The sequence below is a fragment of the Wolbachia endosymbiont of Ctenocephalides felis wCfeJ genome, assembly GCF_012277315.1.
Lineage (GTDB): Bacteria > Pseudomonadota > Alphaproteobacteria > Rickettsiales > Anaplasmataceae > Wolbachia.
The window spans coordinates 481,141-496,507 of record NZ_CP051157.1; the positions used below are offsets into that span (position 1 = coordinate 481,141).

At 36.3% G+C, this 15,367-nt stretch carries 12 protein-coding genes and 1 pseudogene; 7 read left to right on the forward strand and 6 right to left on the reverse strand.

Annotation, left to right across the window (positions count from 1 at the left end):
* Window positions 1-63: 63 nt before the first annotated feature.
* From mnmA to HF196_RS02320, 3 genes are all read right to left on the reverse strand, one after another.
* On the reverse strand, window positions 64-1,170 hold the full coding sequence (mnmA, locus tag HF196_RS02310; RefSeq protein WP_168455646.1) for a tRNA 2-thiouridine(34) synthase MnmA: 1,107 nt from the start codon (window positions 1,168-1,170) through the stop codon (window positions 64-66).
* Window positions 1,171-1,374: 204 nt separating this feature from the next.
* On the reverse strand, window positions 1,375-2,451 hold the full coding sequence (locus HF196_RS02315; protein ID WP_168455647.1) for a rod shape-determining protein: 1,077 nt from the start codon (window positions 2,449-2,451) through the stop codon (window positions 1,375-1,377).
* Window positions 2,452-2,472: 21 nt separating this feature from the next.
* Window positions 2,473-3,900: a carboxypeptidase M32 gene (locus HF196_RS02320; RefSeq protein WP_168455648.1), complete on the reverse strand. Its 1,428-nt coding sequence runs from the start codon at window positions 3,898-3,900 to the stop codon at window positions 2,473-2,475.
* Window positions 3,901-4,167: 267 nt separating this feature from the next.
* Between HF196_RS02320 and HF196_RS02325 the strand changes: the two genes are divergently transcribed.
* The 4 genes from HF196_RS02325 to HF196_RS02340 all read left to right on the forward strand — a co-directional run bounded on the left by HF196_RS02325 (window position 4,168) and on the right by HF196_RS02340 (window position 8,276).
* Window positions 4,168-4,647, forward strand: a complete 480-nt coding sequence (locus HF196_RS02325; RefSeq protein WP_168455649.1) for an OmpA family protein — start codon at window positions 4,168-4,170, stop codon at window positions 4,645-4,647.
* Window positions 4,648-4,846: 199 nt separating this feature from the next.
* Window positions 4,847-6,145: a tRNA lysidine(34) synthetase TilS gene (gene tilS / locus HF196_RS02330; protein WP_168455650.1), complete on the forward strand. Its 1,299-nt coding sequence runs from the start codon at window positions 4,847-4,849 to the stop codon at window positions 6,143-6,145.
* A 12-nt stretch (window positions 6,146-6,157) separates the two neighbouring features.
* On the forward strand, window positions 6,158-7,987 hold the full coding sequence (gene ftsH / locus HF196_RS02335) for an ATP-dependent zinc metalloprotease FtsH (RefSeq protein ID WP_168455651.1): 1,830 nt from the start codon (window positions 6,158-6,160) through the stop codon (window positions 7,985-7,987).
* Between the two features lie 175 nt (window positions 7,988-8,162).
* Window positions 8,163-8,276, forward strand: coding sequence for a WPE palindromic element domain-containing protein (locus HF196_RS02340; RefSeq protein WP_168455652.1), 114 nt, complete (start codon window positions 8,163-8,165; stop codon window positions 8,274-8,276).
* Between the two features lie 85 nt (window positions 8,277-8,361).
* Here the strand turns inward: HF196_RS02340 and dapA are convergent, their stop codons facing one another.
* Window positions 8,362-9,321, reverse strand: a complete 960-nt coding sequence (gene dapA / locus HF196_RS02345; RefSeq protein ID WP_168455653.1) for a 4-hydroxy-tetrahydrodipicolinate synthase — start codon at window positions 9,319-9,321, stop codon at window positions 8,362-8,364.
* A gap of 262 nt (window positions 9,322-9,583) precedes the next feature.
* On the opposite strand from dapA, the pseudogene HF196_RS02350 reads away from it, so the two are divergent.
* Window positions 9,584-10,521, forward strand: a pseudogene (locus HF196_RS02350) (IS481 family transposase); the annotation flags it as partial.
* Window positions 10,522-10,856: 335 nt separating this feature from the next.
* Here the strand turns inward: HF196_RS02350 and HF196_RS02355 are convergent.
* The gene (locus HF196_RS02355) at window positions 10,857-11,288 is read right to left on the reverse strand and encodes a hypothetical protein (protein ID WP_168455654.1); all 432 of its coding nucleotides are present in this window, start codon (window positions 11,286-11,288) and stop codon (window positions 10,857-10,859) included.
* A 300-nt stretch (window positions 11,289-11,588) separates the two neighbouring features.
* Here HF196_RS02355 and aspS point away from each other — a divergent pair, with 300 nt between their 5' ends.
* Together aspS and HF196_RS02365 are read left to right on the forward strand one after the other, a co-directional pair.
* Window positions 11,589-13,391 carry an aspartate--tRNA ligase gene (aspS, locus tag HF196_RS02360; protein ID WP_168455655.1) on the forward strand — a complete coding sequence of 601 codons (1,803 nt, stop codon included), beginning with the start codon at window positions 11,589-11,591 and terminating at the stop codon, window positions 13,389-13,391.
* Between the two features lie 30 nt (window positions 13,392-13,421).
* A complete protein-coding gene (locus tag HF196_RS02365) occupies window positions 13,422-14,684 on the forward strand; it encodes an MFS transporter (RefSeq protein ID WP_168455656.1) in 1,263 nt (420 codons plus the stop codon).
* Window positions 14,685-14,847: 163 nt separating this feature from the next.
* Here HF196_RS02365 and infC read toward each other — a convergent pair whose 3' ends face one another.
* Entirely contained in the window at window positions 14,848-15,357 is a 510-nt protein-coding gene (gene infC / locus HF196_RS02370) for a translation initiation factor IF-3 (RefSeq protein WP_168455657.1), read from the reverse strand.
* Between the last annotated feature and the right edge of the window lie 10 nt (window positions 15,358-15,367).

Consider the following 15,367-nt stretch of genomic DNA (forward strand, 5'->3'; position numbering starts at 1 on the left):
TTCACACTCCCATTAAGTGTTAAGGAAAAAATGACAAACTGACCTTGATATTCACTTCCTTAGTTAAGAACATATCCATCCACCGCCAATAACTTGCTCATCTTTGTACATTACGCAAGCTTGGCCGGGACTGATACCAAAGTAATCGTCGTTTAAAATAATACAGGCCTTGTTTTGTCCTGCAGTTGGATATATTGTTGCTAAACTTCCCACATGTGATGACCTGAGCTTCACAGTTACTTCCATACCTTCCCTTGGTTGTTCTAACCAATTTAACTCCTTTACCAATACTTTTCTTTGTATTAATGCATCGATTGGACCCACTACAACTTCTTTATTTTCTGTATTAATTTTTATCACGTAAAGAGGTTCACTGTGTGCAATACCCAAGCCTTTTCTTTGTCCCACCGTAAAATTCACTATGCCATTATGCTCGCCTAGTACTTTTCCATTTATATCCACAATTTTGCCTTTTTGCATGGACTGTGGAGCCAGCTCAGCTATTGTTTTGCTATAGCTCTTGGAAACGAAGCATATATCTTGACTATCTGGTTTTTCAGAAATTAGCAAACCAAAGTGTTTTGCTAATTTTCTTACATTGCATTTGTAGAACCTACCAAGCGGAAATCTCAAAAGCTTCAGCTGCTCTTTTGTTGTAGCAAACAGAAAATAACTTTGATCTTTACTTTTATCAATGCTTCTACACAACTTGACCTTGCCATTCTCTTCTGACCTTCTCACGTAATGTCCTGTAACTAACACATCCGCACCAAGATTTTTTGCAACCTGTAATAGATCGCGAAATTTTACTGTTTGATTACATTTTACGCACGGTATAGGAGTTTCTCCGCGCATATAGGTATTTGCAAAATCTTCTATTACTTCCTTTTTAAATATTTCCTCATAATTTAGGATATAATGAGGAAAACCAGTACTTTCAGCTACACGCTTTGCATCATAGATATCCTGTCCAGCACAGCATGCACCTTTTCTCGCATTACCATCACTGCCATATAGTTGAAGAGTCACACCTATCACTTGATATCCAAGGTGATGTAGAAGAACTGCAGCAACAGAACTATCAACTCCACCAGACATTGCAACCACAGCTTTGGTTTGATGTGGAGCTTTATCTCTTAACAAAGGCTCAATTTCAAATTCTTTTAGCACGGCTAAATAAATTCATTAAATATAGCTAACATAGACTCAGATCTCTATACATCATACCGCTACGATCTCAATATTAGATTCTGCCAAATAGATATTGTACAGAACAATATGAAAATTGAAAGGATTAGTGCAATTTGTGCCTAGCTTTACAATAAGAAATATTTTCTGGGAACCTTAAAAAAAATTTCAATAGCCGAATCGTAATTAATCTTGTTTAAATAAAACATGACTAAAATAATCCATGTTCTCAAGTACTTTACCACTGCCTAGAGCAACGCAAGAAAGCGGATCGTCTGCTACACGTACTGGCAATTTCGTTGTTTCACTAATAACTTTCCCTAGATTGCGTAATAGCCCACCACCACCAGACAAAACTATCCCTTTATCAACTATGTCAGAAGAAAGCTCAGGAGGAGTGCTCTCTAACGCTGTCTTAATGGCAGAAATTATTTGATGTACAGGCTCTATTAAACTTTCTGCAACCTGATATTCTGATAAAAGCATTTCTTTTGGCATACCGCTCACTAAGTCTCTGCCTTTTACCATCATGCCTTCTTTATTGTTTTCACTTGGTAAACTAGCCGAACCTATGCTTTTCTTAATCTTTTCAGCTGTTGTCTCACCGATCAATAATTTATGATTTTCACGAATGTATGACCTTATTGCCTCATCCATAATATCGCCACCCACTCTGGCAGAACGTGAATAAACAATCCCTCCTAAAGAAATAATTGCAACTTCAGTTGTGCCACCTCCTATATCAACAACCATGGAACCCTCAGGCTCGGTAACCGGAAGGCCAGCTCCAATTGCCGCAGCCATTGGTTCTTCAATTAAAAACACTTCATTTGCACCTGCACTTTCTGCTGCGTCTTGTATAGCACGCCTTTCAACCGGAGTGGATCCGGATGGAACACATATTATAATGTTAGGTTTATTGACAGTAAGTTTTGTATTTGCACTGCGTATGAAATATTTTAACATCTCTTCTGCACTTTTGAAGTCAGCAATAACACCGTCTTTCAGCGGCCTTATTGCCTCTATTTCTCCAGGTGTTTTTCCTAGCATCATTTTAGCTTTTTTACCGAAAGCATAGGGAACATAACCGCCCTTTTCCTTTATTCTTGCTGCAACTGAAGGTTCATCAAGTACTATTCCTTGATTCTTTTGATAAACTACAGTGTTTGCAGTGCCAAGATCTATGGCAATATCACTGGCAAATAAACCTTTAAAAGTGAAAAGACTACAAAACCTTCTGGTTAATTTCTGAAAAAATTTCATATCACAACTCAAGAAAACCACTTATTGAGATAAATTATACTTTTCGGACAAATAGCTGGTACAGCATTCAACATCTAACCTCCTACCTGTTACTTTTTTTAGCAGATCCGAAGAACCGCATTTTGTACTATATATATTTTGAGATAACCAACCAATAAGTAAACTAAAATCTCCCTTTATTATGGAACCTAGAAATTCATAATGATTTCTTTTAATAAAAGAGAAAACCTGCACAGCGGCAACTAAAGCCATAATTTTAATAGGAAAATATCCCATAATTCCGCTTGCCCAATATTCATCTTGAAAATAAGTGTCTAACTCATTTTCAGCTTTGACTGGAATTTTATAATGCTTCATACCATCCAACCATGCATCATGTAGATCTTTTACTTCCAATCTACCATCTATCATATCCTGTTCTAATTTAGTTCTCAGCATAATGTGAGCTAACAGACTAAATTCATCTGCATTTTTCAAAGAGGAAGAAAGATTGATTTTATTGAAAATCAAGTGCAAATTCTCAACACTGCTGGCTTTTGCATTAGTTTTACCTTTTATAGTAAATTTCTCTTTTATGTAAGGTTGAATAAATTCAATAAATTCTCTAGAAGTCCCGATCATTCTTTCCATAAATAACCCTTGGGTTTCATATATAACACGTTGCTCAGTTGGGCTACTTATAGAGTTTTGTGTCAAGCATTTTTGATAAATTTCATAACCACTATGTCGTAAAAGTAAAAACAACCCCCAACAAAAATCAGATTCGTTATAATCTATGGAGCCATAATAAGAAGCATGGCATAATTTAACGCCCATTTTCTGTAAACATACCGAGCCAAGCTCAATCTGCTTGTGAGTAGCAACTTTCTGTATATGAATAGCTTTATCTTTCTTCTGCTTTTCAATTACTTTATCTACATTTTCGCTAAAAAATCTGCCCACCTTAGGAAAGATTTCTCTTATATCTTTTTCTGTAATATCGGAATCATAGTCAGCAAGTAGCGAGTCATATTTTGAACATTTTAACTGTTGTGACTTTATAGAAGCTACTTCACGAATGAGCTTAACTAAATCAGCAAAGCGCTCTTTTAATTTTTTTAAGTTACCAGTCTCAGACTGAGACAATCTCCATAAATTTTGGCATTCGACTTTGGCTTTAGATAAAGATCTGACTAAATCAAAGGAAATAGCACTACTGCTTTTATTCATCCTTTCTATTAACTTCAGTTGCCAATTATTAGCACTTTTTTTGCTACCAACAACACCTGCTTCTGCTAACGACTCTTTTACTATGTCGTGAGAGATAATCTCATGTCTAATTTCTTCTAGAAGACCCATTTGCTCAACTTTATCTTCTACGTTTAACTGACTTTGGCTTAGTACTTTTAGCGTATTTTCGATATTCCTTACCCTATACAATACTCCCTCTAAGAACTTACAAGACTCCATATTTGTTCATTTTTTAGAAAACATCTGTTTAACATCGTAATAGATTAACAATACAGTTAAAAGTATATTTACTCAAAGCACAACAAAAAATTGTATATACTACGCTTTTACTAGATTTTTTTATCAAAAGTCCAGCATCTTATTAGAAAATTAATTGTAAGATTGTAGAAAAGTATTTAGTATTTTATTTTTCTTGACTAGACTGATATAGGGAGATTATTAAATACTAAAGTTACGCACTATTTTAAAATTTATGGAGGTTTAGTAATGTGGAGTAGATTAGTTGTAATGTGCTGTTTTTGTTTACTGCTTACCGGTGTAAGTTCCTGCCCGAAAAAGGGAGTACACACAGCAAGTAAAATGAACTCTGTTGTTAAACAGATAGGTGAAAAAAGAGTTTTCTTCGATTATGATAAATCTAATATAGGAGAGGCAAGCGCAGATGTGCTGCTCGATGTAATGGAAGTGTTGCAAAACAACCCTGATATGAAGGTTACTGTAACTGGTCACACTGACAACCGTGGTTCCTACGAGTACAATGTTGCACTAGGTGAGAGAAGGGCAGATGCAGCTAAGAAATTTATGGTGAGTTGTGCGCCCTATTTAGAAAGTAGAATAAAAACTGCTTCTAGGGGTGAGACTGAACCTCTGGTTTATGTACAAGATGATTCTAAGAATTCCAAGTATGAAAAACAACATGCTAAAAATCGTAGGGTGGAGTTTTCATTTTCTGGAGCAAAAAAATAGTTTCTTGTTTTGAAGGCTAGATCCCAGTGTTGAGCACTGGGATAGCATAAAGAAAGAGGCTAGGTGGTGTTAAAGAAAGGGTACTGGGACTATAAAAGTAAGGAGGAGTGACATAAAAGGATATAGCTAGCGTGGTTAGAATCCAGTAAGTCCCACCTTATATAGTTAACTTAACGAAGCAGATTATGCGAGAGACACAATGGAGTTAGAGTTGTTGTTTCAAAACATAATCTACAGTTTTGCCATCTATAACAATAAAGTTGCAGTTGCCGTGTCAGGTGGTATTGACAGTATAACTTTATTACATTTAATGGTTAGTTGGGCAAAAAAAAGACAGTATCCACTTCCTGTAGCATTAACAGTAAATCATGGGTTGCGCCCAGAGGCTAAAGAAGAAGCCGAGTTTGTTACAAATTATGCAAAAGAGCTTGGAATAAAGGAATCATTTATATTAAACTGGGAAAAGCAAAATATCAAAGGCAATGTCCAGCTACAGGCACGAAAAGCACGGTATAGTCTGCTAACAGAATGGTGTAAAAATAACGATATTAAGTATCTGTTTATTGCCCATCACAAAAACGATCAAGCAGAAACATTTCTACTCAGGCTTGAGCGCGGTAGTGGCATAGATGGATTATCATCTATGGATTACAAATCTCTTTTTAATGGCATTTATATACTGAGGCCATTGTTAAGTTTTAGTCGCAGCGAAGTAGAGGAGTATGCAAATCTCCATCAATTGAGATGGATTGAAGATAAAAGCAATCAGAATTTGAAATACAGGCGCACACTACACCGTAACTTGTTTAAAGCAAGTGATAATCAAGAAGTTTTAACAGAGCGCATATGTCTCACAGCTCTTCACATGAAAAGGGCTACAAAAGCACTGATGCATTATACACGTCTTGCGTTTAATGAATGTGTTAATATTCATGATCTTGGTTACATTGAAATCAAACTAGGTGAATTTTACAAATTGCCAGAAGAAATAGCCTTGAGGCTCCTTCTTTACTCCATAATGTTAATCAGTAGTAAATACTATAAGCCAAGGTATAATAGCCTGATTGCAATATTTAACAAAATATTGCAAAAGGACATCAATGTTAATTGTATGCTTTCCGAATGTAAAATAAGAAAGTGTAGAAAAAGCATATTAGTAATTAGAGAATCATCAAAAATACAAGAAGTACCTGTAAGTTTGCCATTAAATGGCTCTATTGAATGGGATAACAGATTTAGCTGTACGATACCTGGAAATCAGGAGTGTTCAGTAACTATTGCTCCGCTGAAGAAAACACAGAAGATTCCTAAATTTTTAAAGGATTCTGATTGCTGCCCTGAAGTTTTCTACTCCTTGCCTGTGGTGCAAAAAAATAGAAAGGTATTAGCTTATCCTTGTATAGGTTATTATGACGGAGGGAGTATCAATGATGATAAGATTCGATTCATTACTAATAGCATAATAAGGCAAAATCTGGTAAACTTAATTGATATCTAGTTGAAAGTAACAATGAAAAGATTTTTAGAAGGTTTATTGATTTGGTTAGTAATAGTTGTACTTATTTCGGTTGCTTATATTCAATTCAGCGGGAATATAGGTAAAAGTAGGGTAACAATACCTTTTTCAGAATTTTTAACTAGACTGGAAGATAACGATATAGAAAATGTTATTATAAGAAATCAGAGCATTGAAGGCAAGTTTAGAGATGGATCAAGTTTTAGCTCAAATGGCATTATATATAGTGACTTAATAAAAAATTTGCATGATAGAAAAGTAAAATTCTCTTTTTCGACTGGAGATTCTGCAATGAGCATCATTGGCGGATTGCTCATTCAATGGATCCCAACATTTATCTTTATCGGCTTATTGCTCTTCCTTTTGAAACAAACGCAAGCAGGAGGCAACAGAACCATAAGCTTTGGCAAATCAAAAGCTAGGCTTATGACTAGCGGAAAAAAAGTGACATTTGATGATGTTGCTGGAATTGATGAGGCGAAAGAAGAGCTAGTAGAAATTGTTGATTTTCTAAAACAAAGACAAAAATTTCAGATATTAGGTGGGAAAATACCAAAAGGATGTCTCCTAATTGGTTCTCCTGGCACTGGCAAAACCTTACTTGCTCGTGCAATTGCAGGTGAAGCTAATGTGCCATTTTTTAGCATTTCCGGATCTGATTTTGTCGAAATGTTTGTCGGTGTTGGTGCAAGCCGTGTTCGCGACATGTTTGATCAAGGCAAGAAAAATGCTCCTTGCATAATCTTTATAGACGAGATAGATGCAGTGGGTAGACATCGTGGTATTGGTCTTGGTGGTGGCAATGATGAAAGGGAGCAAACATTAAATCAGTTATTAGTTGAAATGGATGGCTTTGAATCTAATGAAGGTGTGATAATAGTTGCAGCAACTAACCGTCCAGATGTTTTAGATCCAGCACTGCTTAGACCTGGTCGTTTTGATCGACAGATTACTATTTCTTTACCAGACATAAATGGACGCGAAAAGATACTCAATACACATATAAAGAAAATATCAATAGCACCAGATGTAAATGTCAAAACAGTTGCAAGGGGCACACCAGGTTTTTCAGGAGCTGATTTAGCAAATTTGGTAAATGAGTCTGCGCTTATTGCTGCAAGAAGGAACAAGAAAATTGTTACTATGGATGACTTTGAGTATGCGCGTGATAAGGTGATGATGGGGGTAGAGAGACGATCCTTAATTATGACAGAAGAGGAGAGAAGGCTTACTGCGTACCATGAAGCTGGTCATGCAATAGTTGCTGTTAATATGCCTGCCTCTGATCCAATACATAAAGCAACTATCATTCCAAGAGGTAGAGCATTAGGTTTGGTTATGAGATTACCAGAAACAGACAGAGTATCTCATACAAGAGAAAAAATGATAGCAGATATTACTGTTGCCATGGGTGGAAGAGTGGCAGAAGAGTTGATTTTTGGTTATGATAAAGTCACAAGTGGCGCATCTTCAGATATAAAACAAGCATCTGATTTATCACGCGCTATGGTAACAAAATGGGGGATGAGCGATAAGGTAGGACCAATATATCATAGTCGCGAACAAAATATACATGGTTCTGATATAATTTCTGAGGACACTCTGAAGCTAATAGATGAAGAAGTAAAACGAGTAGTGTCTTTATGTTATGAAAAAGCAAAGGATATATTGACTAAACGTCGCAAGGATCTAGAACTTATCGCTGAAAATCTACTGGAATTTGAAACCTTAACTGGAGATGAAATCAAAGATATACTCAGTGGAAAAAAGATTGTTAGAAATGAATCTGAAAACAAGGAAAAAATAAGAAAATCCTCTCTATGATGGATGGTTCTCAAGATATTAACTACGTTTTTAAAAATTTTTTTATTTGAGCAATTTTGCAAAACTGTACCCAATCATATGGGCAATAAAAATATGACCTTACACCCGTATCTGTTCAGCGGAGTGGCAAAATAAGGTAGACAAGGTAGTATAAAAAGATAACCATAGAGTAAAAGTGAATTTACAACAAAGGGTGTCATTCCAGCACGTGACGCTGGAATCCAGTGAAAAAAAAGAATGGATCCCAGTGTCCGCTACTCGGATGACAAGAAAAGAACTACTTGAATGACATCGTAGAGGCTACTGTGATGACACCACTTTTGCTTCAATATTCGCACATTAGCCACGTTCCTGAACAGATACTTACACCATAATCACTGATCAATTTCTTCCACCCAAGCATTAACTTGCCTTAATGTTTCAATACAGGGTAAGTCTTCTGTGCTGAGAGGTAGACGGACAGTTTTGTGTTCTATGAGTCCAATATCATGCAAAAGTGCTTTAGTAGGTATTGGATTGCTGGCAATAAATAGGGCTTTGCAGGCTTGTTGCCAAATATCTGCTAAGCTTTTTATGCCATCTTCTGTCATTTGAGTAGTTGTTTTTTTTCTAGATTTCAGTGTTGCACGCTGGAACGAAAGTAAATGGGGTTCATCGTGTAGACATTGCTTAACGTATTTATGTACTACACGTGGCCAAACATTAGAAGCAACGGAAACCAAACCAGCTACACCATTATTAGCCATATCAGATATCATATTATCATCTCCACAAAAAACCTCAATGTTTGGGGCAACCTTTTTATACTCAATTAAAGTATCGACAGTTCCGCTTGAGTCCTTAATAGACCAAAATCTTTCATGGCCGGATAAGTTATGTACAGTCTCAGGATAAAGACTGACCCCTGCTCTCGAAGGAATGTTATAAAGCATAACTGGGACGTGTGCTTTCTCGAGTAGCTTTTCAAACCATAGAGTCTGCCCCATGATTCCAGGTTTTGTGTAGATAGGAGTGGTCATTAGATACCCATGAATAGGCATATCCTTGCAAAAGTCAAGCCACCTAAGAGTCTGATGTAAATTCACTCCTGGTACACCGACTATAATTTTCGTGTTTAATTCCAGTCCACGTACAAAGTTAACTAAGGTGCATTTTTCAGAATCAGTGAGCGACAAGCTTTCACCTGTACTGCCCAGCAACACTAAACCATTTCCGGCTTCAGCTTGCATTGTAAGTAAACGCTGCAAACTGCGATAATCTATGCTATCTCCGCTACAATTAAAAGGCGTAACACAAGCAGTCCATAGAAATTTAGATAATAAATCTCTGCTCATTTGTGTTTCTCATAAAAATGTATCCGTTCATTCAACTCCGGCACGCCATTTTTTATAGTATACATTATTTTCAATTTTGCGTAAAAATGAAAATAAAGCTTTGTCTATTTGTGTAGATGAGCATAAGAACCTCTTATTTTCGATTTTGCGTAAAAATGAAAATAAAGCTTTATCTATTTGCGTGGATAAACATAAGATGTATGGTCCCAGAGAGTGATGGTATGATAAAATATGAGAAAAAAATACCATCGAAGGAGGAGTTATGGGACAAGTATTACATGGGTGCGCCCGAACAACAGAGGCAATTCGTAGAGCAATACAAAATAGTAAAGAGAGCATAGCAAAGCTCTCCAAATATTATAACCTAAATCCTAAAACTATTATAAAATGGAGAAAACGCTCATTTACCCAAGATGCTGATATGGGTCCAAAGCATCCAAGATCAACTATCTTAACTCTGGAAGAGGAAGCTGTAATTGTTGCATTTCGCAAGCATACACTTCTACCATTAGATGATTGCCTTTATACCTTGCAGTCTACAATTCCTCACTTAACTCGTTCTAGCTTGCATCGCTGTTTACAAAGGCATAACATTAGTAGACTACCAGATGTTGATGGTGAAGCTAAAACAAAAAAGAAGTTCAAACAATATCCTATAGGATATTTCCATATTGATATTGCAGAAGTTAGAACAGAGAAGGGAAAACTATATCTATTTGTTGCTATAGATAGAACATCCAAATTTACTTATGTTGAGTTACATAAAAGTGCTACAAAACCCATAGCTGCTCAGTTTTTACGTCATTTGATTAAAATTCTACCGTATAAAATTCACACCGTTTTGACCGACAACGGCATACAATTTACCAATCAGAAGCGTCATCTTTCCAACACATATTTGATAGAGTTTGTCAAGAATATGACATTGAACATCGTCTAACAAAAATCAGCCATCCTTGGACGAATGGGCAAGTTGAACGTATGAACAAAACTTTAAAAAATGCTACTGTAAAGAAATATTATTATCGGTCACATCAACAACTCAAAGATCATCTTTATGACTTTGTTATGGCCTACAATTACGCTAAAAGACTTAAAACTCTTAATGGTCTTACTCCTTTTGAATTTATATGTTCTCAGTGGACACAGTCTCCTGATTTATTTATACTCAATCCTTACCACCACACTCTGGGACCATACATCTTAGAAACCTCTTATTTTCGATTCTGTATAAAAATGAAAATAAGGCTTATCTTAGTGGTGATAGACTTCTTGCATTATGGTCAAAGCTGTACGAACATTGCAATCAGCAGGTAATCTGCAGGTGTCCATCCCTGTAGCTCCAATTGTGTCATCCCAGTGTCAAGCACAAGCATGACACCATTTTTTGTATAGATTACCTTTACAAACAAATGCTCGTACAATCATGTGTCAAGTACTGGGATGACATCCTTGTGTCTGAGGCAACACTGGCTGTAAAACTTAACATAATTCAGGAAGTTTAATATTAGAAGATAGGCTATATAACGGGTACATTACCTGCCTTTCCCTTTATGTTTACCCCGAGTGGAAGCCTGAGCTTTTACAAAAAGCTCCCAAAACCCTTTCTGTCCACCTTCTCTCTGTATAAGTTGTGCAAGACGCTGCATTAAACCATTACCCATCATGACCATTTTTGTCCATTTACCTACTGGCTTTGCAATTTCAACTATTTCTAGATCTTCTTTGTAAACCTGTATATATTTTTGCTTTTCGCGTAGCATTTCTTGATGTTTTATAAACTCTCTTTGCTTGTTTTTTTGATATAATTCATTAAATTTTCTGTTTTCTTCCCACTCTTCTTTAAGGACTCTTCTAGGAAATATGATTTTCCTAATCCGATTTCTGTATATTTTCCTTAAAAAGAGAAATGTTGCAGCTATAGCAAGTAATGTTGCACCATATGTAACGATTTGTTCGAACGGCATGTCTCGTACTCAGCTTATTGCAAGCGTTATCTATAATTATACCACAACTATAGGAATTTTGCAATTTTTTGCACGGAAAGGCGATATAAAGGATGATAGTAAGAGGCAATATTAGACTTCAAAATCGTTGCTATAGAGAGAATACAATCACTGATGTTTTTCCTTAAGTTGACACTATTCGATGAATGGATACCAAAATTTCCCTGCTATTTTAAAAATTTACAAATATCTAGCGAATGGGCTTGTATGTAATAAGGTTTATTTCTATACTTTTTAAGAATTCTAAGTGACCAAACAAATATGAACTGCTATAAAACTCATACGTGCAGCGAACTAAGGAGGAGTGATGTAGGGAAGGAGGTTACCCTCTCTGGATGGTTATACCGCAAGCGCAATCACGGTAATCTGATTTTTGTTGATTTAAGAGACTTCTATGGGATTACTCAGCTAGTGTTCAATAACGATAAAGATTTTTTTGATGAAATATCAAATTTAAAATCAGAAAGTATAATTACTGTTACGGGAACAGTTGAAGCTAGAACTGAAGATACAGTAAATAGCTCTATTTCCACTGGAGAAATTGAGGTTATAGTTAGCAGTTTGCATGTCGAATCAGAAGTTAAGTTCCACCAGGATGAAGAAATAGCAAAAGAAGAAAGAAGTATATTGGCAAGCATTACCGGCGAGCAAGAATACCCAGAAAACATGAGATTTAAATATCGTTTTCTTGACTTAAGGCGTGAAAAGACCCGCAACAACATTATTTTGCGCTCACAAGTCATTGCAGAACTCCGCAGGCTCATGATAGAGCAAGGATTGTTGGAGATTCAAACTCCAATACTCACGGCTTCCTCCCCTGAAGGAGCACGCGATTACCTAGTGCCAAGCAGGCTAAACCCTGGTAAATTCTATGCATTGCCACAAGCTCCACAGATTTTCAAACAGTTGCTCATGGTTTCGGGATTTGACAAATATTTTCAAATTGCACCATGTTTTCGTGATGAAGATGCAAGGGCTGATCGTTCTCCTGGGGAATTTTATCAGCTAGACCTTGAAATGTCTTTTGTGACTCAAGAAGACATATTCGATATTATTGAATCTGCTTTATATAAAGTGTTCGCCAAATTTTCTCGCAAGTCTGTCGATAAAGATTTTCCACGCATTACATACAAAGAGGCAATGCTCAAATATGGCTCTGATAAACCAGATTTGCGTAACCCATTATTGATCAGCGATGTTACAGAAATTTTTCGTGATTCAGAGTTCAATATTTTCAAAAGCAATATTGAACGTAGTATGGTAGTGAGAGCTATTCCTGCTCCCAAAACAGCAGAGGAATCACGTAGCTTTTTTGATAAAAAAATAGAACATGCGCAAAAAGAATTCGGTGCCAAAGGTCTTGGATATATAACATTTGATAAAGATGGCACTGCAAAAGGGCCAATTGCTAAATTCCTTGATGACAATAGGTTAAGTCGCATAAGGAAAATAACGAATGTAGAGCCTGGGGATAGCGTGTTCTTTGCTTCTGATCAAGAAAATGAAGCAGCAACAATCGCAGGAAAAGTACGCTCTCTTTTAGGGTCAGAACTAGGCCTTATAGATGACAATATCTTCAAGTTCTGTTGGGTTATTGATTTTCCATATTTCGTATATGACGATAAAAGCAAAAAAATTGATTTCTTTCACAACCCATTTTCTATGCCTCATGGCGGCTTGAAAGATTTAGAAGAAAAAAATCCACTAGATATCCTTGCATATCAATATGATCTTGTCTGTAATGGAGTAGAACTCTCAAGCGGGGCAATCCGCAATAACAAATTGGATATTATGTACAAAGCTTTTACCATTGCGGGTTATAGCAAGGAGGAAGTTGATACAAAATTCGGTGCGCTTGTGCGTGCATTTAGATTCGGAGTGCCGCCTCACGGCGGAATAGCACCAGGAATTGATAGAATGGTGATGCTGCTTGCTGACGAGCCAAACATTCGTGAGGTAATCTGTTTTCCTATGAATCAGCAAGGTGAAGATGTTCTCATGGGTGCTCCTTCTGAGGTAGACAATAGACATTTACATGAATTATCTTTGCAGGTCATTAACTAAGTACCATAGATTATATTAAACTGAGAAATCATGAATAACATCCAAAAAGCAATACTATCGGGCATAATCTGTAACATGATTATAGGGTATGAGTTAACTCTATTTGGGGTTTTGACGCATATAATAAGCAATGTTTTTTTTCCTTCAGAAAATGATTATTTAAGCACAATCAAATTTCTTGGCTGTTTTGCAATTGGATTTGGGTTTAGACCACTTGGTGCACTTATTTTTAGTTACATTGGAGATAAGCACGGAAGGAGGAGAATTTTGCTAATTTCCGTAATATTAGCTTCAATATCATCTACTGCAATTGCAGTTATACCGAGTTTTAGAGCAATAGGAATATTTTCTCCTATATTACTTTTGCTTTGTAGAATAACACAGGGAATGGCAGCAGGTGGAGAAACGAGTATCAACTCAGCCTTTTTAATAGAGCATTCGGTCGATAAAAAAAATCTAGGCTTTTTGGGTAGCATGAAAGCTTTTAGTGGTGCTCTTGGTTCTATTACATGCTTTGTAATGATAGCTATTTGTAAAAAATTTACAGGCGAAAACTATGAAATTTGGGGTTGGAGACTGCTCTTTTATTTCTGCTCCGTTATGGGCGTAATAGGTTTTTTAATAAGGTACATAATAAAAGAAAGCCTGGCATATACAACTCATGATCAAAATAAGAGTTTATCTCATTCTCCATTTCTAGAATTAATCAAAGACTATAAAAGGGCATTTTTGATAGCAGTCGGGCTTGGCATCGCCCAAAATGCAATCGTTTATTCAGCAATCATGTTTTATAACATATCCGTAAAAGAATTTACCCTTTCAGGCATTGATATTAAAAATGTAGTAAGGATTATGGTTGAAATCACATTTGGAGTATCTGCAGTGTTGCTTGCAACACTGTCTGACAAAGTGGGTAGGAAAAGCGTGATGATTCCTATATTAGTAGTTTTAGCTTGTGTCAGCTTACCGGCGTTTTCGCTATTATCTTACGATAACCACTACATTGTAGCACTAACTTTTCTATTGATGAGCATACCAATAGGTGCGTCTTTTGGAATATATAATTCTCTTGCTTGTGAATTGTTTCCAACGAAAGTTAGATGCACTGGCTTTAGCTTAGCACACAATATATCTGCAGGTATTTTTGGCGGTCTTTCTCCATCGATATGCATGTGGCTTATAGAAAAAACTGAAACAATGCTTGCAGCAGGCATTTATCTTACTGCCTGCGCGTTAATCAGCTTGATATCTGTGCTTCAAATTAAAGCCACAGACAAAAAAGTTGATTGGTGAAGTTTTTCCTGCGATTACATTTCTCATGTTTTAATCACACTTTAGCCCCATATACCTAGTTATAGTGCTGTACCAGCCTTCTATGTCTTTATTGAGATAAAAGAAAAATGTTCTGTCAATTGAAGTGAAAACCGATAAACGGTTCTCACGTAAACAAACTTCACTATTTAGCAACCAAAGCCAAAAAATATTGATTCCCTTCTCGTTTAGGTGCCAGCTCTACCTTTGCAATATCATCGGTATCTCTAATTAACCGTTCTAATTTTTCCAGTCCAACCTCAGTATTTATGAGCTCCCTACCCCTAAATTTCATTGTAACCTTGATTTTATGCCCATGTGCAAGAAAGTCTCTCGTTTGGCGCAACTTTGTTTCATAATCATGATCGCCAATATTGGGACCCAGCTTAACCTCTTTTATAGTTAATGTTTTTTGTTTCTTTTTTGCCTCGCTTGCCTTCTTTTTTGCATCATACTTTTGTTTGCTGTAGTCTAGTATTTTACATACCGGAGGAGTTGAGTCAGGTGCAATTTCTACCAAATCTAAACCAACATTCCGTGCAGATCTTAAAGCCTGCTCTATTGACACAATTCCAACCATTTTGCCGTCCTGATCAACTAGACGTACTTCCCTGGCTGTGATGAATTCATTAATTCTATTTTTTTTAATTTGCAAATTCTAACTC